General features: G+C 65.9%; 25 protein-coding genes. 12 read left to right on the top strand and 13 right to left on the bottom strand.

Annotated features, from left to right (window positions below; all coding sequences use genetic code 11):
* Positions 1 to 99: 99 nt before the first annotated feature.
* From Q0A15_RS01050 to Q0A15_RS01040, 3 genes are all read right to left on the bottom strand, one after another.
* Positions 100 to 360 (bottom strand): type B 50S ribosomal protein L31, encoded by a 261-nt coding sequence (locus Q0A15_RS01050; RefSeq protein WP_291277682.1) that lies wholly within the window; start codon positions 358 to 360, stop codon positions 100 to 102.
* A gap of 146 nt (positions 361 to 506) precedes the next feature.
* Positions 507 to 1,340: an RNA methyltransferase gene (locus tag Q0A15_RS01045; protein WP_291277689.1), complete on the bottom strand. Its 834-nt coding sequence runs from the start codon at positions 1,338 to 1,340 to the stop codon at positions 507 to 509.
* A gap of 20 nt (positions 1,341 to 1,360) precedes the next feature.
* Positions 1,361 to 2,143 carry an ABC transporter ATP-binding protein gene (locus Q0A15_RS01040; protein WP_291277681.1) on the bottom strand — a complete coding sequence of 261 codons (783 nt, stop codon included), beginning with the start codon at positions 2,141 to 2,143 and terminating at the stop codon, positions 1,361 to 1,363.
* Between the two features lie 60 nt (positions 2,144 to 2,203).
* Here Q0A15_RS01040 and serB point away from each other — a divergent pair, with 60 nt between their 5' ends.
* Complete coding sequence (gene serB / locus Q0A15_RS01035; protein WP_291277680.1) at positions 2,204 to 3,106, top strand: phosphoserine phosphatase SerB; 903 nt, start codon at positions 2,204 to 2,206, stop codon at positions 3,104 to 3,106.
* 206 nt (positions 3,107 to 3,312) lie between these two features.
* The gene (locus Q0A15_RS01030; protein WP_291277679.1) at positions 3,313 to 5,046 is read left to right on the top strand and encodes a VanW family protein; all 1,734 of its coding nucleotides are present in this window, start codon (positions 3,313 to 3,315) and stop codon (positions 5,044 to 5,046) included.
* A gap of 160 nt (positions 5,047 to 5,206) precedes the next feature.
* Here the strand turns inward: Q0A15_RS01030 and Q0A15_RS01025 are convergent, their stop codons facing one another.
* Together Q0A15_RS01025 and Q0A15_RS01020 are read right to left on the bottom strand one after the other, a co-directional pair.
* Positions 5,207 to 5,950 carry an SDR family oxidoreductase gene (locus tag Q0A15_RS01025; protein ID WP_291277678.1) on the bottom strand — a complete coding sequence of 248 codons (744 nt, stop codon included), beginning with the start codon at positions 5,948 to 5,950 and terminating at the stop codon, positions 5,207 to 5,209.
* Between the two features lie 168 nt (positions 5,951 to 6,118).
* Positions 6,119 to 6,835, bottom strand: a complete 717-nt coding sequence (locus Q0A15_RS01020) for a beta-ketoacyl-ACP reductase (protein ID WP_291277677.1) — start codon at positions 6,833 to 6,835, stop codon at positions 6,119 to 6,121.
* A 231-nt stretch (positions 6,836 to 7,066) separates the two neighbouring features.
* On the opposite strand from Q0A15_RS01020, the gene Q0A15_RS01015 reads away from it, so the two are divergent.
* Genes Q0A15_RS01015 through Q0A15_RS01005 form a run of 3 tightly spaced genes read left to right on the top strand, consistent with a single transcriptional unit; the run spans position 7,067 to position 8,739 of the window.
* Positions 7,067 to 7,507 carry a DUF3099 domain-containing protein gene (locus Q0A15_RS01015; RefSeq protein WP_291277676.1) on the top strand — a complete coding sequence of 147 codons (441 nt, stop codon included), beginning with the start codon at positions 7,067 to 7,069 and terminating at the stop codon, positions 7,505 to 7,507.
* The gene (locus Q0A15_RS01010; RefSeq protein ID WP_291277675.1) at positions 7,504 to 7,791 is read left to right on the top strand and encodes a hypothetical protein; all 288 of its coding nucleotides are present in this window, start codon (positions 7,504 to 7,506) and stop codon (positions 7,789 to 7,791) included. The genes Q0A15_RS01015 and Q0A15_RS01010 overlap by 4 nt, the downstream gene beginning before the upstream one ends.
* A gap of 6 nt (positions 7,792 to 7,797) precedes the next feature.
* Complete coding sequence (locus Q0A15_RS01005) at positions 7,798 to 8,739, top strand: SURF1 family protein (protein ID WP_291277674.1); 942 nt, start codon at positions 7,798 to 7,800, stop codon at positions 8,737 to 8,739.
* A gap of 75 nt (positions 8,740 to 8,814) precedes the next feature.
* Here the strand turns inward: Q0A15_RS01005 and Q0A15_RS01000 are convergent, their stop codons facing one another.
* Positions 8,815 to 10,416 carry an ABC-F family ATP-binding cassette domain-containing protein gene (locus Q0A15_RS01000; protein ID WP_291277673.1) on the bottom strand — a complete coding sequence of 534 codons (1,602 nt, stop codon included), beginning with the start codon at positions 10,414 to 10,416 and terminating at the stop codon, positions 8,815 to 8,817.
* Between the two features lie 138 nt (positions 10,417 to 10,554).
* Here Q0A15_RS01000 and Q0A15_RS00995 point away from each other — a divergent pair, with 138 nt between their 5' ends.
* From Q0A15_RS00995 to Q0A15_RS00985, 3 genes are read left to right on the top strand one after another with little or no spacing between them, the layout of a single operon-like run.
* Positions 10,555 to 11,163, top strand: a complete 609-nt coding sequence (locus Q0A15_RS00995) for a biotin transporter BioY (RefSeq protein WP_291277672.1) — start codon at positions 10,555 to 10,557, stop codon at positions 11,161 to 11,163.
* The gene (locus Q0A15_RS00990) at positions 11,160 to 11,930 is read left to right on the top strand and encodes an energy-coupling factor ABC transporter ATP-binding protein (RefSeq protein WP_291277671.1); all 771 of its coding nucleotides are present in this window, start codon (positions 11,160 to 11,162) and stop codon (positions 11,928 to 11,930) included. The genes Q0A15_RS00995 and Q0A15_RS00990 overlap by 4 nt, the downstream gene beginning before the upstream one ends.
* A complete protein-coding gene (locus tag Q0A15_RS00985) occupies positions 11,930 to 12,565 on the top strand; it encodes a CbiQ family ECF transporter T component (protein WP_291277670.1) in 636 nt (211 codons plus the stop codon). The genes Q0A15_RS00990 and Q0A15_RS00985 overlap by 1 nt, the downstream gene beginning before the upstream one ends.
* Before the next feature lie 135 nt (positions 12,566 to 12,700).
* Here Q0A15_RS00985 and Q0A15_RS00980 read toward each other — a convergent pair whose 3' ends face one another.
* Genes Q0A15_RS00980 through Q0A15_RS00960 form a run of 5 tightly spaced genes read right to left on the bottom strand, consistent with a single transcriptional unit; the run spans position 12,701 to position 17,360 of the window.
* Complete coding sequence (locus Q0A15_RS00980) at positions 12,701 to 13,039, bottom strand: metal-sulfur cluster assembly factor (RefSeq protein ID WP_291277669.1); 339 nt, start codon at positions 13,037 to 13,039, stop codon at positions 12,701 to 12,703.
* 4 nt (positions 13,040 to 13,043) lie between these two features.
* A complete protein-coding gene (sufC, locus tag Q0A15_RS00975; RefSeq protein WP_291277668.1) occupies positions 13,044 to 13,799 on the bottom strand; it encodes a Fe-S cluster assembly ATPase SufC in 756 nt (251 codons plus the stop codon).
* Positions 13,800 to 13,822: 23 nt separating this feature from the next.
* The gene (sufD, locus tag Q0A15_RS00970; protein WP_291277667.1) at positions 13,823 to 15,118 is read right to left on the bottom strand and encodes a Fe-S cluster assembly protein SufD; all 1,296 of its coding nucleotides are present in this window, start codon (positions 15,116 to 15,118) and stop codon (positions 13,823 to 13,825) included.
* Positions 15,119 to 15,120: 2 nt separating this feature from the next.
* Positions 15,121 to 16,581 (bottom strand): Fe-S cluster assembly protein SufB, encoded by a 1,461-nt coding sequence (gene sufB / locus Q0A15_RS00965; RefSeq protein ID WP_291277666.1) that lies wholly within the window; start codon positions 16,579 to 16,581, stop codon positions 15,121 to 15,123.
* Positions 16,582 to 16,592: 11 nt separating this feature from the next.
* Positions 16,593 to 17,360 (bottom strand): MarR family transcriptional regulator, encoded by a 768-nt coding sequence (locus tag Q0A15_RS00960; RefSeq protein ID WP_291277665.1) that lies wholly within the window; start codon positions 17,358 to 17,360, stop codon positions 16,593 to 16,595.
* A 183-nt stretch (positions 17,361 to 17,543) separates the two neighbouring features.
* On the opposite strand from Q0A15_RS00960, the gene Q0A15_RS00955 reads away from it, so the two are divergent.
* The 4 genes from Q0A15_RS00955 (at position 17,544) to Q0A15_RS00940 (ending at position 21,672) form a co-directional block, all read left to right on the top strand.
* Positions 17,544 to 18,551: an ABC transporter ATP-binding protein gene (locus tag Q0A15_RS00955; protein ID WP_291277664.1), complete on the top strand. Its 1,008-nt coding sequence runs from the start codon at positions 17,544 to 17,546 to the stop codon at positions 18,549 to 18,551.
* Complete coding sequence (locus Q0A15_RS00950) at positions 18,548 to 19,336, top strand: ABC transporter permease (protein ID WP_291277663.1); 789 nt, start codon at positions 18,548 to 18,550, stop codon at positions 19,334 to 19,336. The genes Q0A15_RS00955 and Q0A15_RS00950 overlap by 4 nt, the downstream gene beginning before the upstream one ends.
* Positions 19,337 to 19,414: 78 nt before the next feature.
* Positions 19,415 to 20,350 carry a COX15/CtaA family protein gene (locus Q0A15_RS00945; protein WP_291277662.1) on the top strand — a complete coding sequence of 312 codons (936 nt, stop codon included), beginning with the start codon at positions 19,415 to 19,417 and terminating at the stop codon, positions 20,348 to 20,350.
* A 32-nt stretch (positions 20,351 to 20,382) separates the two neighbouring features.
* Complete coding sequence (locus tag Q0A15_RS00940) at positions 20,383 to 21,672, top strand: hypothetical protein (protein ID WP_291277661.1); 1,290 nt, start codon at positions 20,383 to 20,385, stop codon at positions 21,670 to 21,672.
* Between the two features lie 141 nt (positions 21,673 to 21,813).
* Here the strand turns inward: Q0A15_RS00940 and nusB are convergent, their stop codons facing one another.
* The gene (gene nusB / locus Q0A15_RS00935; protein WP_291277660.1) at positions 21,814 to 22,218 is read right to left on the bottom strand and encodes a transcription antitermination factor NusB; all 405 of its coding nucleotides are present in this window, start codon (positions 22,216 to 22,218) and stop codon (positions 21,814 to 21,816) included.
* Positions 22,215 to 22,778 (bottom strand): elongation factor P, encoded by a 564-nt coding sequence (gene efp / locus Q0A15_RS00930; protein ID WP_291277659.1) that lies wholly within the window; start codon positions 22,776 to 22,778, stop codon positions 22,215 to 22,217. Before efp ends, nusB begins: the two co-directional genes overlap by 4 nt.
* Positions 22,779 to 22,824: the final 46 nt, after the last annotated feature.

Below are 22,824 nucleotides of genomic sequence, written 5' to 3'. Positions count from 1 at the left end.
GAGAGAGCCGTTTCCCCGCACAACGCGTTCGGGCCGCCGCCTCCACCCGGGAAGGTGGAGCGCGGCGGCCCGAACGAAGTGATGCGAGTGCTGAAGGCCTCAGGCCTTCTTGCCACCGAAGCCCTTGAAGCGCTGGTTGAAGCGCTCCACGCGACCGGCGGAGTCCATGATGCGCTGCTTACCCGTGTAGAACGGGTGCGACGCGGCGGAGATCTCGACGTCGATGACCGGGTAGGTGTTGCCGTCCTCCCACTCGATGGTCTTGTCGCTCGTGGCGGTGGAGTGGGTCAGGTACTTCTCGCCGGAAGCGAGGTCACGGAACACGATGGGCCCGTAATTCGGGTGGATGCCAGCCTTCATGAAGATCACCTTGGATTTCTAGTATGACCCTGGATTTTGCCAGGGTCGATCAGTGGATCGGTGTGTACGCGCACACACGCGCACAGCGAACCATTCTACACAGATACGGTGCCGGGCGTGCAGCGGCAGACACCGTGGCGTCCGTCTCAGCGGGCACGCAGTTCCCACATGGCGATGGCCGCCGCCGCTCCGACGTTGAGGGAGGAGACCTCGCGCTCCATGGGGATGATGACGGAGGCATCCACCGACTCCAGCGTTCGCGGCAGAACCCCGGCTCCCTCGGTGCCCAGGATCAGGGCCAGCCGCTCCAGATGCCTCAAGGCGGGGTCGTCGATCGGCAGCGCGTCCTCGGTCAATTCCAGTGCGCAGACATGGAACCCCTGGTCCTTGAGCCACTGCACGCCGGTGACGCCGTCCGGCCAGGTGTCGAGGCGAGCCCATGGCTGGGAGAACACCGTGCCCATGGACACCCTGATGGCTCGGCGGTAGAGCGGGTCGGCGCAGCGAGGCGAGAGCAGGATCGCATCCACACCGAGTCCCGCGGCAGTGCGGAAGATGGCGCCGACGTTGGTGTGCTCGGTGACATCCTCCAGCACCACCACACGGCGGGCGGACGAAAGCAATCGGGCCGCGTTGGCCGGTGCCGGTCTCCGGAAGCTCGCCAAGGCTCCACGGTGCAGGTGGAAGCCGGTGAGCGATTCGAGCACCTCGGAGGCGCCGATGAACACGGGCACGTCAGGGAAACGGCCCGAGAATTCCTCGGCTACCGCGGTGTGGCGCTCATCAAGCAGAAAGGAACGGGGCGTGTATCCGGCGTCCAGCGCCCGGCGTACCACCACAGTGGACTCGGCGATGAAGGTGTCCCGGGTGGAACGCAGGGCGGCGTCGGTCAGCCCTACATAGTCGCTCAGGTCGGGCCCGGAGGCTGACTCAGGATCGGAGGGTTGCCGGGGATCGGGCAGGGACCCGATGGTGACGATCGGCACGAGTGAGGAGGGACTCAGCGGGCGAACGCGGAGAAGCGGTGCCCCGTGCGGGTGAGCGTCAGCGGCAGGTCGAAGGTGGTCTCCAGGTTGGCCTGCGTGACGGTCTGCTCCAGCGGGCCTGCGGCGACCACGGAGCCCTCGCGCAACAGCAGCGCGTGCGTGAAGTGTTCGGGGATCTCCTCCACGTGATGGGTCACCATCACCATGGTCGGCGCGGCCGGATCGGCGGCGAAGGAGCCCAGCCGGGCCACGAGGGCTTCCCTCCCGGACAGGTCCAGGCCGGCGGCGGGTTCGTCCAGGATCAGCAGTTCCGGGTCCGTCATGAGGGAGCGGGCAATCAATACGCGCTGGCGTTCGCCTTCGGACAGGGAGGAGAAGCGACGGGAGAGCAACGTGGCTGCTCCCCAATCGTTGAGCAGGGACAAGGCGCGACGCTCGTCGTCCTTGTCGTAGACCTCGCGCCAGCGGCCGGTGAAACCGTAGGCGGCGGAGACCACCACGTCCAGCACCAACTCGTCCTCCCGCAGCTGGCGGGCCAGGCCGGCGGAGGTCAGGCCGATGGCGGGACGCAGCTCGAACAGGTCGACCTCTCCCATCCGGCAGCCGAGCACATCGACCGTGCCGGAGGACGGAAACATCTTGGTGGCGGCGATCTGGGCCAACGTGGACTTACCCGCGCCGTTAGGGCCCATCACCACCCAACGCTGCCCCTCCTCGATGTCCACGGACACGTGGGACAAGAGTTCCTTGTGTCCTCGTTTGACGGTTACATCGGAGAAGTTCAGCACGGACGTCATGGTGCCCAAGTCTAGTTCACAGATAACGGTGAGGGCGGCACCAACGGCCATGATGGAGGCATGGAATCGACACTCCGTCTGGCCGTCTTCACCGCCGCCGACTCCCCCGCCTCGGCTCAGCACGTCCTGGAGGAGGTCCTGCAGGCCTCCGAGGTCGCTCTGACGACGCTGCCCGACGCCGTGGAGGCCCCATCCGGCCTCACGGCCGCGGCCGCGCGCGTCACCGCCGACGCCCAAGGCGTCGAGGCGCTTCGGACCGCGGTGCGATCCGTTCGTGATGTCCCCGCGGCCGTGCTGCTCGCGCCCCAGTCCTTGCTGGATGCCGAGCGCATGCTGCTGGTGACGGACGTGGATTCCACGCTGATCGAACAGGAGGTCATCGAGCTGTTGGCTGCCCATGCGGGGCGTGAGGCCGAGGTCGCTGCGGTGACGGAACGCGCCATGCGCGGTGAACTCGACTTCGCTCAGTCCCTTCACCATCGAGTGGAGGCGCTCACCGGGCTACCGGTCGGGGTCATGCAGGAGGTCGCGGCCCGCATCACGCCGACGGCTGGTGCCGAGGCCCTCATCCGGGCCGCGCACCGTGCAGGGCACAAGGTCGGGGCCGTTTCCGGTGGCTTCATTCAGGTTCTTGAACCGCTGGCCGAGCGGTTGGGGCTGGACCATGCGCGGGCCAACGTATTGGGCGTGGCCGACGCAGCACTGACCGGTTCCGTGGTCGGTGACGTGGTGGATCGCGCCGCGAAGCAGGCGGCCCTGGTGTCCTGGGCCGAGGCGGAAGGGGTGCCCCTGTCTGCCACCATCGGGATGGGAGACGGCGCGAACGACCTCGACCTGGTTGATGCCAGCGCACTCGGTGTCGGGGTTCAGCCCAAGCCCGCCTTGCGTGCACGAGTGGACGCGACGTTGGACCTGCGTCGACTCGATACCGTAGCGGCAACGCTGGGTTGGCCGCTGGACTGAAAGCCTCGCCTGACCGCGAAAGTGTGCTCTTCCACTAATCGAGACTGCATCGTGACGTGCGAGTGACGCGAATCTGCATGTTCCGGCGGAATGAGCACATTACTATGTCGAACTGTGCGGGTGCATTCTGGCACCGTTGAATGAACGGCGTCGCAACGCCTGCCCGGGGCTGACAAGCCCACCAGGGATATCAAGGAGAACAAAACGTGAGCGAAGAGTCCACGATGCCGTCGGACGCAGAGCCAGGCAAGAAGAGCCACAAGGGGGCCAAGATCACCGCCTGGACGCTCGGCGCCGTGGTGGTGGTTGCCGGCGGAGCCTACGTCGGCAGTGCACTGCTGACCAAGGACAAGCTGCCGGCCGAACTGAGCATCGAGGGTGTGGATGTCTCCGGGCAGAATGCGGAAGAGGCAGAAGCAACGCTCACGAAGGCGTTCGCGGAACGGGAAGCGGCCCAGCTGCAGCTGAGCACCGAATCGGAGAACGACTCCAAGGTCACCATCACCCCCAAGGACGCCGGCCTTGGCGTGGACGTGACCGCAACGGTCTCCAAGTACACGGGCCTGAGCTGGGATCCCAGCATCATCTGGTCGCGTCTGACCGGTTCTCAGGACGGCTCTGCGGAGACCACGGTGGACCAGGCCAAGCTCACCTCGGCCGTGGAGGATGCAGCCAAGGATCTGGACAGCAAGGCAGTGGAGGGCCAGGTCTCCTTCAACGAAGGAAAGGCCGAACTCAAGGAGCCCGAATCCGGCGTCAAGGTCGACGTGGATGCCACCGCAGAAGCGCTGCGCGAGCAGTGGCTCAATGCGGACGGCAGCATCAAGGCCACGGCGTCCACCGACGAGCCGGAGGTCAGCGCCGACGACTGGAAGAAGTTCGTCGAGGAATCCGCCGATCCGCTCGTGTCAGGCGAGATCACGGTCGATGACGGTTCCAACCAGGCCACGCTGAGCGCAGAACAGCTCGGCAATGCTGCCTCCACCGAGGTCAAGGATGGCTCGCCCTCACTGAAGCTCGACCAAGACGTCTTGCTCAAGGACACCGTCTCCGCGAACCCCAAGATGAAGTCCACGGGTAAGGACGCCACCTTCAAGCTCACGGGCAAGGCAGGCAGTGCCAAACCCGAGATCGTTCCTGCGAAGGAAGGCCGCGGCATCAAGGCCGAGGACCTGTCCGCCGCCGTGCTGAAGGCTTCCACATCGGAGGACCGCAAGGCCACCGTGAAGCCGACGGTCACGCAGCCCACGGTGTCGACGGCAGCGGCCAAGAAGTGGAAGCTTCAGGTGACTTCCGAGTTCGCCACGGTGTACCCCACCTACGACACCACCCGCACCAAGAACCTTGTGGCAGGTTCTGCCAAGGTCAGCGGCACCGTGGTGGAACCCGGCGAGGAGTTCAACCTGGCCAATGAGTTCGGCCCCGTGACGGCTGCCAACGGCTACTACTCCTCCGGTGTGGTGGAGAACGGCCTGTCGACCAAGGCCATGGGCGGCGGCCTCTCCCAGATCGCCACCATGTCCTACAACGCCGGCTACCTTTCCGGGATGGAGATCCTGGAGCACCGCGCCCACTCGCGTTGGTTCGACCGCTATCCCGAGGGACGTGAGTCCACGTACTGGGAAGGCCAGATCAACGTGCGCTGGAAGAACGACACGCCGGCTCCCGTGGCCGTCGAGATGTGGGTCAGCGACGAAAAGGTCCACATGCGGACCTGGGGCGTGAAGTACTGGGACGTCAAGACCACGACCTCCGACCATTACAACCTCACCAGCCCGCGCGCCATGCACTCCAACGCACCGGGCTGTGTCCCGGAGCGCACCGGCATCAACGGCTTCACCGTGGACGTGAGCCGCACCCGTCAGGCACCCGGCAAGGAGCCGGAGACCCAGAAGGACACCACCACGTACACCGCCTGGCCCAATGTGACGTGCGGCTGAGCGTGACGTGCGGCTGAGCGTGAGCTGCGGCTGAGCGTGAGCTGCGGCTGAGCGTGGTCCAATAAGGGCGGGCCCCGGAACCGATCGGTTTCGGGGCCCGCCCTTCATTGATGCGAGGATCGCTTCGTTGGCGCGAGGCTCGCCTCTTCGGTTGCGTGGGTCAGTCGATGAAGCCCTTGCCGCCGCCCACGAGCTCGGTGTGGCCGGTCTCCACATCAGCGGTGGCCATGGCAGCGACCTCGGCCGCGAACTCGTCAACGGAGTAGAGCTTGCCTGCCTCCTCACGGCGGGCCTCGATGGCGCCGGGTTCCACGCGGTCCAGGAGCGTGGCGGTGATGGTGCCCTCGATCATGTCTCCGGAGACCACGATCAGGTCGATCCCCTTCTGGGCCAGAGCCGGGATCTTCTCACGCAAGGCGACCTCGCCCGCGCGCTTGGACTTGGCCACGGGTTCGTAGGCGGCCAGGGTGGGAACGGTGTCGATGAAATGTGCCTGGTGGCTGGTCACGTAGACCACGCGGGAACCCTCCGGCATGACTGCTGCAGCGGCCTCCAGCATGCCGACCTGGGCGTCTCGGTTCAGGCGCAGCGCGTAGTCCTCGCCGCGATCCGTCTCCATGCCGCCGGAGGCGTTGAGCACCAGCAGGTCGAGGGAACCGAAGTTGGACACCGCTGCGTCCACGAGTGCCTGTTGGCCCTCGGCCTCGGTCAGGTCGGCCTGCACGGCGACGGCGCGTCCACCGGCCTCCTCGATGGCCTTGACGACCTTGTTGGCTCGCGGAGCCTTGGCACGGTAGTTGATGACCACGGCGGCGCCCTCTGCTGCGATGAGCTTGGCCGTGGAGGCACCGACGCCGCGTGAGGAGCCGGTGACGATGGCGGTCTTACCGCTCAATGAACCCATGAGTGAAGTCCTTAATCCTGATGCCCGGGGCGGGTGAGCCCCGGAACTGCTTCGAAATGGTTCTTCCCCTATCTTCGGAGAACCCTGTATCCGGAAGAAACGGTGTTTCTTGACGAAGACGGCCGGGAAGGAAGTATGCGCCTCGAGAAAGAACTCGAGGTGGGTGAGTCAGTGGCCCATGCCCAGGCCGCCGTCCACGGGGATGACGGCTCCGGAGATGTAGGAGGCGTCGTCGCCGGCCAGCCAGGTGGTGATTCGGGCGACCTCTTCTGGCTTGGCGAATCGGTTCGCAGGGATCTGCGCAAGGTACTTCTTCTTCAGCTCCGGATCCAGGACCTCGGTCATCTCGGTCTCGATGAATCCGGGTGCCACCACGTTGGCCGTGATGCCGCGGCCGCCCAGCTCACGGGTCACTGAACGCGCCATGCCCACGAGGCCGGCCTTGGACGCGGAGTAGTTGACCTGGCCGGTGCCGCCCAGCAGTCCCACGACGGAGGAGATGAGGATGATCCGTCCACGACGCTTCTTCATCATGCCCTTCACGGTGCGCTGGACAACGCGGAAGGCACCGGTCAGGTTGGTGTCGATGACGGAGGAGAAGTCGTCTTCGCTCATCCGCAGGAGAAGCGTGTCGTGGGTGATGCCGGCGTTGGCCACCAGCACCTCGACGGGGCCGAAGTGCTCCTCGACCTGGCTCACGGCCGCATCGATGCTCGCGGCATCGGTGACGTCGGCCTTGACCGTGAACAGATCCTCCGGGCCAACGCCCGATCGGGAGGTGATGGCGACGTTGTCACCCTGCGAGGCAAAGCTGCGGGCGATCGCCAGACCGATGCCGCGGTTGCCTCCCGTGACGAGGACGGTGCGGGGGGTCTGCTCGGTCATGAGGTTCCTCACTTCACTTCGGTTGCCGTAACACTTGACGAAAGTTCTGCCCCCGACGGATCCGTGAAGTTCGTGAGGACAGGCCATCCCATCCTAGCGAAGAGACGCGCTTGTCCTGTTGAGGACTGCGTCCCGATCCGAGTGCTGGGATGTGCGCTGGGCCGCACTGGACTGTGCGCTGGGCCGTCCTGGGATGTGAGCCGAGCCGAGCAGTGGAAGAATGGGTTGGTGATGCGACGCGAACACGAATCGACCCAGGATGCCCAGGTGCACTCCGTGACGAGTGCGAACGAGGCCGCCTCGATCGAGTCGAGGCAGCGTCTACGTGCTTACGCCATCAAAATGGGTCTACGCGTGGTGTTCTTCGTGGTCGGAGCCATCGTTGCCGTCACCTGGAACGAGTGGGTGGGCCTGATCCTCATGGGTATTTCGGCTGTGCTGCCGTGGTTCGCCGTCATGGGTGCAAACCTGATCCGCCCTCCTGAGCAGGTGAAGGGGGCCAGCTTCGCCACCTCCCCAGACCCAGAGCAGATCGCGGCGGACTCCTCCCCCACCGAGCCCCGCTACGGCGAGTCCGAGCATGCGCCGTCCGCCCCTGGTGGCGTCACCATCGAGGGTGAGCTGGTGGAGGAGGACCCCGAAGAGAATCCCGATTCCGAGGAGAACACATGAGCTTCGACCTCCTGGGATCCCTGGGCGCGTCCTCACCGGGCGGTCCTGCCCCGCAGTGCTCCCGTAAGGGCTGTCGCAACAATGCGGCCTGGGCCCTGCGCTGGAACAACCCGAGAGTGCACACGCCAGAGCGTCGCAAGATCTGGCTGGCTTGCAACGATCATCGCGAATGGCTCGGCGACTACCTCGCCACTCGTGGCTTCCTCAAGGACGTCGTGCCCTTCACGGAACTGGACCAGGACCAGGACCAGGACCCCCACATCTCGACTTCATCGCAGGAGTAGCCCCACATGTATCGATTCCTTGCCTCCACCCGCTGGGTGGGTTGGCTCATGATGGTCGTGGTCTTCGCCGCAGTGTGTGGACTGTTGAGCTGGTGGCAGTGGGATCGTCGTGCCGAGGTAGCGGCGGACAATGCGAATGTCTCCGCGAATTGGGACTCGGACGCCGTCTCTCTGGACACGGCACGTGCCTGGCTGAAGGACCTCCCTCACGAACGTGAATACACCCCGGTGGAGCTGACGGGACGATATCTGGCAGACGAGACCGTGTTGGTACGGCAGCGCACGGTCTCCTCCTCCTTGGGCATGGAGGTGCTGGTCCCGTTCGAGGCGAAGGACGGAACCGTGGTCCTGATCGACCGCGGCTGGCTACCCAATGGCGACGCAACTGACCAAAGGCCGAACGACGTTCCGGCGCCGCCCAGCGGCACCGTCACCGTGACCGCCCGGCTCGTGACCGGGGAACCGGATATCGGGCGCGATGCGCCCGAGGGGCAGGTCGCCTCCATCCATCTGCCCCACGTCGGGCAATTGACCGGCACCAACGTCCAGCAGGGCGCGTACGCGCTCCTGGCCCAGGAGGATCCGGCGCCGGAGGCGGCCCCGAAGCGGCTTCCCAAGCCCGAGGGTGACGAAGGCATGCACTGGTCCTACGCGCTGCAATGGGCAGGATTCGCGGTGCTGTTCTTCGTGGCCTTCGGCTATGCCGCGCGGCAACAGGCCCGCCTGAATCGGGAGGACAAGGAGGCCATCGAGCGCGGAGAGGAACCTCGGATGCGCGCCAGGAAGCTTCCAGGTGCCAAGGCGGTCAAGCCGCGTCGCGACGGCTCACCGCATGACGAAGAGGTCGAGGACGCCCTCATCGAGGACGCTCCCCTGGCGGAGACCACCGGCGAGGAACTGGATCCCGAGACTTGGTCCAAGGCCCAAAGAGACCGCGCGGGTCGCTGAACGGGTCGGACCAGGGAAGCCAGTTCACCCGGGAGACCAGTTCACTCGGGAGACCAGTTCACCAGGGCGACCAAATCAGGCCAGGGTGACCAACTCGAGGTATTCGTCGTTCCAGAGGTCCTCTGTGCCATCGGGAAGCAGCAGCACCCGTTCCGGGTTGAGCGCCTCGACGGCGCCCTCGTCGTGGGACACCAGGACCACGGCGCCCTCGTAGCCGGCCAGGGCTCCGAGGATCTGCTCGCGCGAGGCGGGATCCAGGTTGTTGGTCGGCTCGTCGAGGAGCAGGACGTTGGCATGGCTGGCCACGATCATGGCCAGCGCCAGTCGGGTCTTCTCACCGCCGGAGAGCACTCCGGCAGGCTTGTTGACGTCGTCGCCGGAGAACATGAAGGAGCCGAGGATGCCGCGCACGTCGGCGTCGCCCAGATGCGTTGGTGCGGTGGAACGCATGTTCTGCAGCACCGTGGCCTGGGGGTCGATGGTGTCGTGTTCCTGCGCGAAGTAGCCGATCTTCAGTCCGTGACCGGGTACCACCGATCCTGAATCCGGGGTGTCGACCCCCGCCAGCATGCGCAGCAGCGTGGTCTTACCGGCTCCGTTGAGGCCCAACACCACCACGCGGGAACCGCGGTCGATGGCCAGATCCAGGCCGGTGAAGATCTCGAGCGATCCGTAGGCGCGCGAGAGTCCCTCCGCGGTGAGCGGTGTCTTGCCGCACGGGGCGGGGCTGGGGAAACGCAGGGCCGCGACGCGATCGGCCTGATGCTCCTCCTCCAGTCCCCGCAGCATGCGCTCTGCGCGCTTGATCATGCTCTGAGCCGCCACGGCCTTGGTGGCCTTGGCGCGCATCTTCTCGGCCTGCTGCATCAAGGCGCCGGCCTTCTTCTCAGCGTTGGCGCGTTCGCGGCGGCGGGCCCGCTCGTCGGTCTCGCGCTGAGCCAGGTATTTCTTCCAGCCCAGGTTGTACATGTCGATGGTGGCTCGGTTGGCATCCAGGTGGTAGACCTTGTTGACCACGGCCTCCAGCAACTCGGTGTTGTGGGAGATGATCAGGAAGCCACCCTCGTAGTCCATCAAGAAGTCGCGCAGCCAGGTGATGGAGTCGGCGTCCAAGTGGTTGGTTGGCTCGTCGAGTAGCAATGTGTCCGCGTTGGAATACAGGATGCGGGCCAGCTCCACGCGGCGGCGCTGGCCACCGGAGAGCGTGCCGATGGGCTGGTTGAGGATGCGCTCGGGAAGGGCCAGGTTGTTACAGATGGCCGCAGCCTCGGATTCGGCCGCGTAGCCGCCGCCTGCCAGGAACTCTGCCTCGAGGCGGTCGTAACGGCGCATGGCCTTCTCGCGTACGGCCTCGTTCTCGCTGGCCATCTCCTCCTGGCAGCGGCGCAGCTTCTCCGTGACCACGTCCAGACCGCGGGCGGAGAGGATGCGGGCCCGAGCCAGCTGGTCCATGTCGGGCAGATGGGTGTCCTGCGGGAGGTAACCGAGGGAGCCGTTGCGGGTGACCTCGCCTGCCGCCGGAAGCGTCTGTCCCGCGAGGACCTTGGTCAGCGTGGTCTTGCCCGCACCGTTACGGCCCACCAGGCCGACCTTGTCGCCGGCATCGACGCGGAAATTCACCTCGTCCATCAACAGGCGAGCGCCTGCGCGCAGCTCCAGGTCGGATACGGAGATCACTGTGCTTCCCGGTCCTTTCGTAGGGTCTCAAGCGGGCAACCTGACTATTCTAGGGCCCCATGGCCTCGGTGCGGGGTGACTTGCGACGTGATGTCACCGACTGGCCGAGTTGAACACTGTTCAAGTACGGTATGGACCATGTCTTCCTCCGTATCCGTTGCTGCCAAGCGCAACACCCTGCCCCGTGACCTGGCTCTGGTCGTCGTCTTCGCCGCCGTGGTCGCCGCATTGTCGCTGACCCCGGCCATCCCGGTCGGGGGCGCCGGCGTCCCGATCACCCTGCAGACCCTCGGCATCGCCATCACCGGCCTGCTGCTCGGCGGCTGGCGTGGGTTCACCGCAGTGGCCCTGTACGTGGTGCTCGGCCTGGCCGGGCTACCCATCTTCGCCAACTACTCCTCCGGCTTCGGAGTGCTGGCCGGTGGTAGCGCAGGCTACCTGCTGGCCTTCCCGGTGGCCGCGCTGGTCTCGGGGTCGCTCGCCACGTTGGTGCTGCGCAAGGCCCGCAAGCTGCAGGCGCTGTGGCTGTTCTGCTGTGCGTTCGCCTCCTCCATCCTGATCGTCCACCCCGCCGGCATCGTCGGCATGAAGCTCAACGTCCCCTTCGACTCGTGGGGTGCCGCCTTCGCCGCTGACCTGCCGTTCTGGCCCGGTGACGTGATCAAGTGCGCGCTGGCCGCGCTGATCGCTGCCGGCGTGTTCAAGGCCTTCCCCGCGCTGGCCGCGCGCCGCACCGGAGACCTGTGAACACGTCCACCGTCAAGCTGGACGCCGCCTCGGTGCGGGTCCTTGATCAACTCGGCACCTCCCGCACCACACTGGAATCCACCACGCTCGATCTTCCACAGCGTCGCATCGCGCTGGTGGGGTCCAACGGCCAAGGCAAGACCACCCTGTTGAGGGCCATTGCCGGCCTGCAAGACCTCGCGGAGGGCAGCATCAGCGTGGACGGCCACGACGTCGCCACCGAACTGTCGGCAGTACGCTCCACCCTCGGTTTCCTCTTCGCCGATCCCTCCGCGCAGTTGATCATGCCCACCGTGACCGAGGACATCCAGCTCTCGCTGCGTCGGCTGGGCCTGAAACGCCGCCGGCGTCAGGAACGGGCCACGGAACTGCTGGCCGAGGCAGGGCTGGGGCACCTGAGTGAACGCAGCGTGCACGCACTCTCCGGCGGCGAACGCCAACTCGTGGCCCTCACCGGCCTGCTGGCCGTGGATCCGTCCGTGATCCTCGCCGACGAACCGACCTCAGCCCTCGATCTGGTCAACCGTGCCCAGGTCGTCACGGAATTGATGAACGTGCCTGCCCGGCTGATCGTGGCCACGCACGACCTGGAGCTGGCCCGCGCTTGCGACCGCGTGATCTGGGTGCATGCCGGGCAGGTGGTGGGCGACGGCGAACCGGGAGAGATCGTGGACGCCTACGTTTCCGCGGCCCAGGGCCGAACCCCCTGGCCGGGCACCACTCCCCCGACGCACCTGGCCCGGACGCTTCCGGAAGACCGGGCCTGATGCGCGTCCTCGATCCTGGCAACATCATCCGGTCGGTGCCGGGAAGCTCGCTGATCCACCGCACACCGCTCTGGTGCAAGTACCTTGTGCTGCTCGCGGCCGGCGTGGCTTCTGCGTTCTTGCGGACGGACTGGCGCTATGGCGTGGGCCTCCTGGCGTTCTCGTTCCTGGTGTACGCGTTCTCCGGCGCCCGCGTCTTCAGAACGTTTCTGTCCCCGTTGCGGTACTGGTGGTGGGTGGTGCCGCTGCTGGTGGCCTACCACTGGCCCGTCAACGGCCCGTGGGTGGCGTTGGCCGTACCCAGCTGCATCTATGCACTGCTGACGCTGGCCAGGCTGCTGCTGATCACCACCGACCAGCAGGTGCTGATCGACGGGATCGGAAGGGCAGGCCGGTGGATCGGCCTTCCTCGATCCAGCGTGGAGATCGCGCTCGCACTGTTCCTCCGAACCCTGCCCGACGTCGTGGACAGCTGGCGTCGGATCCGCGAGTCGGCCGCTGCACGCGGGCTGCGTCGCGCACCCATCCGCACGGCGACCGCGCTGGTCATCGCTGCCGTGGCCCGCGCCCGCGATGCGGGCGACGCCTTGTCGGCGCGCGGCCTGCCCGAGCCGCGTGGCAGCAAGCACGACTGAGCGAGTCACGGAACCCGCGCCACGCCGTCGGGCATCCGACGGCCGCAGACAGGGAACGAGCGAGGGCCCCGAAACCCTAAGGTTTCGGGGCCCTCGCCCTTGATGCATCAAGCGTCGATCAGATGATCACGTGGCTCAGATATTGAAACCCAGCGCTCGCATCTGGTCACGGCCGTCCTCGGTGATCCGTTCCGGACCCCACGGGGGCATCCAGACCCAGTTCACCCGCCAGTCGTCCACCAACGGATCCAGCGCCCGGGCCACCTGGTCCTCGAGGACATCGGTGAGCGGGCAGGCCGCGGTGGTCAGCGTCATGTCGATGAGCAGCGCGCCCTCATCGTTGTAGGCCACGCCGTACAGCAGACCAAGATCAACGATGTTCACACCCAGTTCGGGGTCGATCACATCGTGCAAGGCCTCGGTGACGTCCTCGATGGGGGTCTGCGTGCTGCCCAGCTGCTGCTCGTCAGTCATGGTCTCAAGCACCCACCAGGTAGCGGTCGTAGCCCTCTTCCTCGAGCCGATCGGCGAGCTCGGGGCCACCCTGCTCTGCCACGTGACCGTCAACGAAGACGTGCACGAAGTCGGGCTTGATGTAGCGCAGGATGCGCGTGTAGTGGGTGATGAGCATGATGCCCATACCGTTGGCCTCGTGGGCACGGTTGACACCCTCGGAGACGATCTTCAAGGCGTCGACGTCGAGGCCGGAGTCGGTCTCGTCCAGCAGCGCGAAGCGGGGCTTGAGCAGCTCCAGCTGGAGGATCTCGATGCGCTTCTTCTCGCCACCGGAGAAGCCCTCGTTGACGTTACGGGAGGCGAAGTCCGGATCGATCTTCAGACGATCGAAGGCCTCCTTGACCTCCTTGGTCCAGGTGCGCAGCTTCGGTGCCTCGCCGTCGATGGCGGTCTTGGCGGTGCGCAGGAAGTTGGTCATGGTGACACCCGGGATCTCCACCGGGTACTGCATGGCCAGGAACAGGCCCGCACGTGCGCGCGCGTCCACGCTCATCTCCAGCACGTTCTCGCCGTCGAGCAGCACCTCACCGCCGTTGACGATGTAGCGCGGGTGACCGGCGATGGTGGAGGCCAGGGTGGACTTGCCCGAACCGTTGGGGCCCATGATCGCGTGGGTCTCTCCCTCACGGATGGTCAGGTTGACGCCCTTGAGGATCTGCTTGAAGCCCTGCTCGGTCTCGATACCGACCTTCAGGTCCTTGATTTCCAAAGTAGACATGAGTTCTCTTTATCGCTTGTGATTCAGTAGTCGGTCTGCGCCAGCTCGGCCTCGATGGCCTCGTTCAGCTGCGCCTCGATCGACTCCACGCCGATCTTCTGGACGATGTCGTTCAGGAAGCCGCGCACCACCAGGCGGCGTGCGGTCTTCTCGTCGATGCCGCGCGCCATCAGGTAGAACAGGTGCTCGTCGTCGAAACGACCCGTGGTGGAGGAGTGGCCGGCGCCGTCGATGAGGCCGGTCTCGATCTCCAGGTTCGGGACGGAGTCGGCGCGGGCGCCGTCCGTGAGTACCAGGTTCTTGTTGGCCTCGTAGGAGTCGGTACCCTCACCGGCCGCGCGGATCAGCACGTCGCCGATCCACACCGCGTGAGCGTCCTTGCCCTGCAGCGCGCCCTTGTAGAGCACGTTGGAGGTGCATTTGGGGGCTGCGTGGTCCACGAAGAGCCGGTGCTCCAGGTGCTGACCCGCATCGGCGTAGTAGAGGCCGAAGAGTTCGGCCTCGCCGCCGGGTGAGGTGAAACGAGCCGACGGGGTCACACGGACCAGGTCGCCACCGAAGGAGACCACAACGTGCTTCAGGTGGGCCTTGCCACCGACGCGGGCCTGCTGGTCGGAGGCGTGGACGGAGTCGTCCTCCCACCGCTGCAGCGACACCACGGTGAGGTCGGCGCCGTCGTGCACGTCGATCTCCACGTTCTGGCTCACCGTCGCGGACCCGGAGTGGTCCACCACCACGGTGGCGCGGGAGCCTTCCTCTGCCACCAGCACCAGGTGCTGCGCGGAGGGTGCGGTGTCCTCGCCCTTCACGGAGACCAGCGCGACCTCGCCGTCGGCGGCAGCCGGAACGGTGATCACGTGCGCGGTGGACACACCGGACCAGGCGTTGGCCGCGACGCGGTCCTCAGGTGCGGCCCAGCCCACGCGGGGATCGGCGGACTTGTCCACCACCTCGTGCGAGAACTCGAGGGTCCCCTCCACGGTCTTCAAGGACACGGCAGGCTCCGCATCCTGACTCAGGGCCAACTTGTCCAGGCCCTTCAGCCGCTTCAACGGGGTGAAACGCCAGTCCTCTTCGCGACCGGTCAGGGGCGCGAAGTCGTTGACGTCGAAGGAGGTCTTGCGGCCTGCCCTCGAGGAGTCGGGCACGCCATCGCCACCACCGTGGGAGTGCGCCTTCACGGCGTCGCCACCGATGGGGGCCAGGTTGGTCGCAGCCAAGTTCAGGGGCGAGAGATCCTCGCCCTCCTCCGTGAAACCAGCGATCAGGGGTGCACCCTTGCTTCGCTGGGCCGCGGTATCAGTCAGATTCTGTGCCATGCTCAGCCCACGGATCCTTCCATCTGCAATTCGATCAGTCGGTTCAGCTCGAGGGCGTACTCCATCGGCAGCTCACGGGCGATGGGCTCCACGAAGCCGCGCACGATCAACGCCATGGCCTCCTGCTCCTCGAGGCCGCGGGCCATCAGGTAGAAGAGCTGGTCCTCGCTGACCTTGGACACGGTGGCCTCGTGGCCCATGGTGACGTCGTCCTCGCGGACGTCGATGTAGGGGTAGGTGTCGGAGCGAGAGATCTGATCAACCAGCAGGGCGTCACAGACCACGTTGTTCTTCACACCCTTGGCACCCTCACGCACCTGCACCAGGCCGCGGTAGCCGGAACGCCCGCCGTTACGGGCAATCGACTTGGCGACGATGGAGGAGGACGTGTTGGGAGCGATGTGCACCATCTTGGAGCCGGTGTCCTGGTGCTGTCCCTCGCCGGCGAAGGCGATGGACAGGGTCTCTCCGCGAGCGTGCTCACCGGTGAGGTAAACGGCCGGGTACTTCATGGTGACCTTGGAGCCGATGTTGCCGTCGACCCACTCCATGGTGGCGCCCTCTTCGCAGACGGCGCGCTTGGTGACCAGGTTGTAGACGTTGTTGGACCAGTTCTGGATGGTGGTGTAGCGAACGCGGGCGCCCTTCTTCACCACGATCTCCACCACTGCGGAGTGCAAGGAATCCGACTTGTAGATCGGAGCCGTGCAGCCCTCGATGTAGTGAACGTAGGAGTCCTCGTCCGCGATGATGAGCGTGCGCTCGAACTGGCCCATGTTCTCCGTGTTGATACGGAAGTAGGCCTGCAGCGGGATCTCGACGTGGACGCCCTTGGGGACGTAGACGAAGGAACCGCCGGACCATACGGCCGTGTTCAACGCGGCGAACTTGTTGTCGCCAGCGGGGATCACGGAACCGAAGTACTCCTCGAAGATCTCCGGGTGCTCACGCAGGCCGGAATCGGTGTCGAGGAAGATGACGCCCTGCGCCTCGAGATCCTCGCGGATCTGGTGGTAGACGACCTCTGACTCGTACTGGGCTGCGACGCCGGCCACGAGACGGTTGCGCTCGGCCTCCGGGATGCCCAGCTTCTCGTAGGTGTTCCGGATATCCTCCGGCAGGTCTTCCCAGCTCTCGGCCTGACGTTCCGTGGAGCGCACGAAGTACTTGATGTTGTCGAAGTCGATCCCCGACAGGTCTGCACCCCAGGTGGGCATGGGCTTGCGGTCGAAGTACTTCAGGGCCTTCAGTCGGCGCTTCAGCATCCATTCCGGTTCGGACTTCTTCGCGGAGATATCCGCGACGACGTCCGTGTTCAGTCCACGACGGGCGCTGGCACCTGCGTCGTCGGCGTCGGCCCATCCATACTCATAATTGCCGATTCCGGCGAGCTCCGGATTCTTCTCCAGGATCTCGGCGATCACGCCTGGATCCGCTGCACTCGGTGCAATTTGTTCCGTCATCTCGTCCCCTCCTACTTCCTCGAAATCTTGATGCGCGTCCGCTTCTCCGGCTTGGTCTGCGCCGAGTCACGTCCCAGGGGGATGTGCAGCGTGCACACGTGCCCGCCCGCAGCCATGGTGGAGAGTCTTCTCACGTCAACGTCCAACACCCGTGCAAACATTTCCGCTTCCGCCTCACAGATCTCTGGGACATGGCGTGCCACATCGACGAGCGGGCAGTGGGCCTGGCACAGCTGGAGGCTGCGCATGGCCTGCGTTCCTGTGGAGATGTCCACCGTGCGGGTGAAGGCCACGTAATCGTCCTCGGACAGGGCCTCCGCCAAGGCTTCGGCACGCTCCTGACCGGCAGGTGCTGCAGACACGCGCTCGCTGTACAGGCGCTCCTGCCGCTCTGCCTGCCGAGCTGCGAACTGCCTCACGGCCGTTTCTCCGCCGAGCGTACGCAACTGCTCCACGGCGTCGACCGCGGCTTCACCGTTGCGGTTGCCCAGGCGAACCTGAGCGGCCGGATTCACCACGTAGTGGCGCGCCGGCCGGCCGGCCTTGGCACGTTTGGCCTGTACTTCCTTGACGCCGATCAGCCCTTCAGACTCCAGTCGATCGAGGTGACGACGCACCGCGGCGGGAGTGAAGCCGAGAGTTGTGCCGAGCTCGGCGGCGGTGATGGGACCGTGCTGCAGCACGGTGCGCAGCACACGGTCCCTGGTGCTGTGCTCCGTGTCCTTGGGATCTGGGGAAGGGCTCAGGACAGCCGTTCCCTCCGTTGCCTGCGAATACACAACATATATCTTCCCTTGTGTTCGTCATGCTTTCCAGTAAGGGAAGCCTTGTCGTAGCCGTATAGACAGCACTTGGTGACGAGACTCCCAGCTGCAGGTGACGTTGGACACTGCCGCGAGATTGCGACCTGGAGCGGCATCAGGTCGAGCCGGAAGAGACGCTCAGCGCCGTAGACTGGTGGCGTGCCGTCACCACACCCTTCCGCGCTTCCGACGCCTGCCACCACATCAGCGGACACCAGTGTCCCTGCGGTGAGCGTCAAGGCACTCACGAAGGCGTTTCGCAGTGCGGGTGGCAAGCAGGTCCAAGTGCTGCAGGGCGTCGACCTGGTGGCCCGAGCCGGTGAGGTGACCACGCTGCTCGGCACCAACGGGGCCGGGAAGTCCACCACGTTGGCCTGCGCCCAGGGCTTGTTGGAACCTGACGGCGGAGAAGTTCGACTGCTAGGGCAGACCCCGTGGCACGCGGACGCGAATCTACGAGCCCGAGTCGGTGTGATGTTGCAGGACGGTGGGCTGCCCCCGTCACAGAAGCCGGTGTCCTACCTGCGGCATGTGGCGAGCCTGTATCGCCACCCTCGCCACGTAGGAGAGCTGGTTCATCTCCTCGGCATCGACCAGTTCGCCAAGACCTCCATTCGGCGACTCTCGGGCGGTCAGAAGCAACGACTCGCCCTGGCGGTCGCACTGATCGGTGATCCCGAGGTGCTCTTCCTCGACGAGCCGAGCGCGGGCCTCGATCCTCAGTCGCGGCAGGTGGTCTTCGACCTGATCCGCACCCTGAGAGCGGAGGGACGTGCCGTGGTGCTCACCACCCATCTGTTGGAGGACGCAGAGAAACTCTCCGACACCATCTATGTCATCGACCGTGGTCGCACGGTGGCCCACGGATCCGTGGCCGAACTGACCCAGGCGGACGGTGCCGCCGATCTCGTGGCCGGTTTCGCTGCAGGGGTGACCCCCGCGTGGCCGGAGGGTGTGTGGGCCCGGCGCGAAGGAGTCGACACCTGGGTGGTCCAGGACGTGGCCGACCCCGAGTTGCTGGCCCGTCTGACCCGAGCGTGGGCAGACCAAGGTCTGATGCCGCAGCGCCTCCACCTGCGTCAACGCACCCTCGAGGAGGCCTTCTTGGAGCTGGCCGACCACACCGATGGCGCGCACCATCAGGAGGAGGCGACGGAGACCGCATGACCAGTCACTCCCCCACCACCATTCCCGTCACGTCGCGTCCTGCGGGGCGTCCGCGTTCCTTACCGGTGAGAGCCTTCCGGCAGGCCGGCTACGAGGCCAAGACCATCCTCGGCAATGGGGAACAACTCCTGCTGGCGCTGGTTCTGCCCGTGCTGGCCCTCGTTGCCTTGACGTGGCTCGACGTGTTGGACGGGGTCGCTCCGCGCCGCATCGACGCAGCTACTCCCGGCGTTCTGGCCCTGGCCCTCGTCTCCGTCGCCTTCACGGGCCAAGCGATCCAAACCGGGTTCGATCGTCAATACGGCGTGCTTCGCTCCCTTTCCACCACCCCGCTCGGCCGCGGCGGGCTGATCCTCGGCAAGACCATCGCGGTCTTCGCGGTGCTGGTGGTCCAGCTCCTGGTGCTCGGCGTCATCGCCGCATGCATGGGTTGGCGACCGGAACCGAATGGCATCCTGCCGGCGCTGATCGCCCTGGTCTTCGGTGTCGCCGCCTTCGCCTCCTTGGGTTTGCTCATCGCCGGCACCATGCGACCCCAAGCAACGCTGGCCGTCACCAACCTGCTCTGGGCACTCTTGGCCGGCGTCGGCGGCATCCTGCTGCCCGTGAGTCGCTTGGACGGACTCGCCCATTCCATCGTGACGCTGCTTCCCTCCTCCGCCCTCGCCGAGACACTGCGTGCGGCCTTGCTGCACGGACGCTTCGACCTCCCGTCCATCCTGGTGCTGGCGATCTGGGCCGTGATCGGCTCGGCGGCAGCCATCCGATGGTTCCGCTGGGACTGAATCCCAGCCCCGACGTAACCCACGCACGTACAATCCGCGCACGCACAATCCACACAACACGACCAAGGAATTGTTCCGATGTCCCAGACCGCTACACGACCAAGCAGCCGCTTCGAGCTGCCCACCACGGTCACAAAACTCACTCACGGCCTGGCGATCGCCTCCCTGGCCTCTCAGGTGGGCATCATCGTGACCGGTGGAGCGGTGCGGCTCACCGGCTCCGGTCTGGGCTGCGCCAACTGGCCCAACTGCATGCCAGGCACCATGACTCCCACCCGGGAGATGGGAATCCACGGCATCATCGAGTTCGGTAATCGGACCTTGACCTTCGTCCTGTTGATCATCGCGCTCGCCACCATCGTCTCGGTCTGGAAATTGCGCCGTAGCCACCCCACCATCTACTGGCTGGCGTGGACTCTGCTCGCCATCATTCCCGTGCAGGCGGTCATCGGCGGGATCACCGTGTGGACCAAACTCAACCCGTGGGTGGTGTCGTTGCATTTCATCGCCTCCGCCTTCCTGGTGTGTACCGCCGCGCTGCTCGTGAATCGGACCGGGCTGGCCGCACGTGGCCGGCAGTCGCTGGCAGGCGGCCCCGTGCCGTCGGGCATGAAGGCGCCGGCCTGGGCGGCATGGATTCTTTCCGCAGTCGCGGTGGTCCTCGGGACCATCGTGACCGGCGCGGGCCCTCACGCCGGGGATCCCGATGCACCCCGCCACGCCTTCGATCCCGACCTGGTCACCAAACTGCACGTGGTCCCCGTCTACCTGCTGATCGCGGTCACCCTGATCGCGTTGGTGATCGTGCTGCGTCGCCCCACCGGTGCGGCTCTGCGACACGCCGTGCTCTGGATGTTGCTGGTCATCGTGGTCCAGGGGGCGATCGGCTACACGCAGCACTTCAACGGACTGCCGATCGTGCTGGTACTGCTGCACATGCTCGGCTCCGCACTGTTGATGGTTGCGGCAACGAATCTCTGGGATCGCTCGACCTCTCTGCTGCGCCTGTCCTGATCTGCGCCGTCTCCTGGCCTAGGCTGGAACGTATGAGTGCTGATTCGTCGACGTCGGTTCCGCCGCATCTGCCGTATGCGAGCGTGGCCGTGCGTCAGGTACGCACGGGGTCACAGCTGCCCGTGAGTGCCGCCCGCAGCGTGGTACCGGCCTTCATCACGGACCTGCTGCTGTTGCTCGGCGTCGTGGTCATCGGGTTCGGCGTGGCTTGGACCGCACGTGAAGTCGGCGGAGCCGCCGGCCGCATCTACATTCTGCTTGCCACCATCGTGGTCATCTGCGTGACCGCCGTGCTCCTGCGCCGAGGCGCACAGCATGGCCGTCCCGCCATGTGGGCAACGTTGGTGTGTATCGGGTGGGGCGTCGTTGCCGCTCTCTGGGTTCCGGGTCTGTTGCTCAACCTGGTGAAGGACAGCAGTTGGGCCGAGGGAGTGTTCACGGCAGAAACCACCCCCTCTCTCATTGTGACCATGCTCGCCGTACAGGCACTGGTGTCCGTCATCGTGCTGCTACCGGCCATCCTGGTGCCCGAGTGCGTTCGCGGCTGGGCCCGCGGGTTCTTCACGGCCGCCGGCGCCGGATTGGGATTCGGGGGTATGCAGGCGGTCCTGATCCTGAGCGGCCGCCATCTGGTCGGGTTGGACTCCGATGCCGGCCTCGCGGCGTCACTCCATGCGATGTCCCTGCCGGTATTGCAGGCGTTCGGGTCCGGGTGGGGAGGACTGGTGCTCGGCGTGGCCCTCGTCAAGGGAAGAAAGCGCCTGTGGTTCGCGTGGCCCGTCGCCGTCGTGATCTCGGCGTTCTGCAGCGCACTGGTGGCGGGGCTGATCCGTGCCCGGGCGTTGTGCCGTGAGGTCAACAGCCACGACTGGTGCGTCGGCAGTGAACCGCAGTCATGGATCGTTGCCGTGGTGGCGGCGACGACGTCGGTCTTCGTCGTGGCCATCGCCGTGACGGTCTCCGCCATGGGATATCGCAGGGCGAGACTGCGAGCCGCGGCCATGGTGGGTCTCGTGGATCATGGATGGTACACCGAGGCTGAGGCGGAGGCGCTCTCCACCCGGCCTGCCCGACGACGCCTGCTGGCTTGGTCACGCCGCCGCGGCGCGGCGGCTCAGGCTCGTTCCGTCATCTCGACCGCAGATGCGCTGATCGCGTTGCGGCTGGAGATCGAGGATCTTGCCGACCCACTACCCTCTCCGGCCGCTCCTCGGGCAGGACTGGTGGAGGAGCAGGATGGTCTGCTCCAACGTTCCCTGTCCGCCCGCGAGTCCCTGCGCACCGCGGTGGCGCACGGTCCTGGCGGCTGGACCGCTTCCTGACCCGAGCGCTTCCTGACCCGAGCGCTTCCTGATCCACGGGCGGAACCGTCGCACTGCGTCAGGCACCAGTGCTGCTTCCGCGCACGAAACAACGATGCCCCCGACGCCTTGCGGCGCCGGGGGCATCGTTTCGAGAAGGGATCAGGCCAACAGGGTTGGCTTGATGCGCTGCAGACGACCGAGGAGTCCGTTGACGAAGTCCGGGGAATCGTCGGTGGAGAGTTCCTTCACCAGGGCAACGGCCTCCGACACGGCGACCGTGTCCGGCACCTCGTCGTTGTAGAGCAGTTCCCACAGACCGATGCGCAGGGCCTGGCGGTCCACGGTGGGCATACGATCCAGGGTCCAGCCCTGGGCGTAGGTGGAAAGGATCTCGTCCAGACGGTCCTGCTGGGTGAGCACACCGTCCACAATCTCTGCGGAATAAGGGTTCACCGCGTCCTCCTCGACCTTGCGGCGGAGGATGGCACGGGCGTCGCCCCGACGTTGCTCAGCCTCGAAGAGCACCTCCAGGGCGCGCTTACGAGCCTTTGACCGGGTACTCACTCGGAGACACGCCCCAGGTAGGTGCCCTCACGGGTGTCCACCTTGACGCGGGTGCCCTGCTCAACGAAGAGGGGAACCTGGATCTCGGCTCCGGTCTCCAGGGTGGCCGGCTTGGTGCCTGCGGAGGAACGGTCACCCTGCAGGCCGGGCTCGGTGTAGGTGATCTCCAGGACAACGGAGGCCGGCATCTCGACGTAGAGCGGGGTGCCCTCGTTGATGGCGATGGTGACTTCCTGGTTCTCCAGCATGAACTTCGCCGCGTCGCCGACCGTTGCGGCTGCCACGGTCAGCTGGTCGTAGTCGGCCATGTCCATGAACACGTAGTCGTCGCCGTCCTGGTACAGGTACTGGTAGTCGCGGCGGTCCACAGTGGCCGTCTCGATCTTGGCGCCGGCGTTGTACGTCTTGTCGACGACCTTGCCGGAGAGGACGTTGCGCATCTTGGTGCGAACGAAGGCGCCACCCTTGCCCGGCTTCACGTGCTGGAACTCGATGATGCTCCAAAGCTGACCGTCGATCTTCAGCACGGTGCCGTTCTTGATGTCGTTACTGGTGGCCACTTCTTCCTCTTTCGTGGTGCTCCCCCGCGCGCTCCCCGATCGTTCA

Source organism: Galactobacter sp. (assembly GCF_022712295.1).
Lineage (GTDB): Bacteria > Actinomycetota > Actinomycetes > Actinomycetales > Micrococcaceae > Galactobacter.
This window is presented reverse-complemented; position numbering and strand designations above follow the sequence as displayed.

Coding starts and splice junctions, on each gene's coding strand:
- Q0A15_RS00940 (WP_291277661.1), top strand. CDS start 20,383: ATGAGTGCTGATTCGTCGACGTCGGTTCCGCCGCATCTGCCGTATGCG.
- sufD (WP_291277667.1), bottom strand. CDS start 15,118: ATGGCACAGAATCTGACTGATACCGCGGCCCAGCGAAGCAAGGGTGCA.
- Q0A15_RS00945 (WP_291277662.1), top strand. CDS start 19,415: ATGTCCCAGACCGCTACACGACCAAGCAGCCGCTTCGAGCTGCCCACC.
- Q0A15_RS01025 (WP_291277678.1), bottom strand. CDS start 5,950: ATGGGTTCATTGAGCGGTAAGACCGCCATCGTCACCGGCTCCTCACGC.
- serB (WP_291277680.1), top strand. CDS start 2,204: ATGGAATCGACACTCCGTCTGGCCGTCTTCACCGCCGCCGACTCCCCC.
- Q0A15_RS01005 (WP_291277674.1), top strand. CDS start 7,798: ATGTATCGATTCCTTGCCTCCACCCGCTGGGTGGGTTGGCTCATGATG.
- Q0A15_RS01015 (WP_291277676.1), top strand. CDS start 7,067: ATGCGACGCGAACACGAATCGACCCAGGATGCCCAGGTGCACTCCGTG.
- Q0A15_RS01010 (WP_291277675.1), top strand. CDS start 7,504: ATGAGCTTCGACCTCCTGGGATCCCTGGGCGCGTCCTCACCGGGCGGT.
- Q0A15_RS00995 (WP_291277672.1), top strand. CDS start 10,555: ATGTCTTCCTCCGTATCCGTTGCTGCCAAGCGCAACACCCTGCCCCGT.
- Q0A15_RS00950 (WP_291277663.1), top strand. CDS start 18,548: ATGACCAGTCACTCCCCCACCACCATTCCCGTCACGTCGCGTCCTGCG.
- sufB (WP_291277666.1), bottom strand. CDS start 16,581: ATGACGGAACAAATTGCACCGAGTGCAGCGGATCCAGGCGTGATCGCC.
- Q0A15_RS01050 (WP_291277682.1), bottom strand. CDS start 360: ATGAAGGCTGGCATCCACCCGAATTACGGGCCCATCGTGTTCCGTGAC.
- Q0A15_RS01020 (WP_291277677.1), bottom strand. CDS start 6,835: ATGACCGAGCAGACCCCCCGCACCGTCCTCGTCACGGGAGGCAACCGC.
- Q0A15_RS00980 (WP_291277669.1), bottom strand. CDS start 13,039: ATGACTGACGAGCAGCAGCTGGGCAGCACGCAGACCCCCATCGAGGAC.
- sufC (WP_291277668.1), bottom strand. CDS start 13,799: ATGTCTACTTTGGAAATCAAGGACCTGAAGGTCGGTATCGAGACCGAG.
- Q0A15_RS01040 (WP_291277681.1), bottom strand. CDS start 2,143: ATGACGTCCGTGCTGAACTTCTCCGATGTAACCGTCAAACGAGGACAC.
- Q0A15_RS00985 (WP_291277670.1), top strand. CDS start 11,930: ATGCGCGTCCTCGATCCTGGCAACATCATCCGGTCGGTGCCGGGAAGC.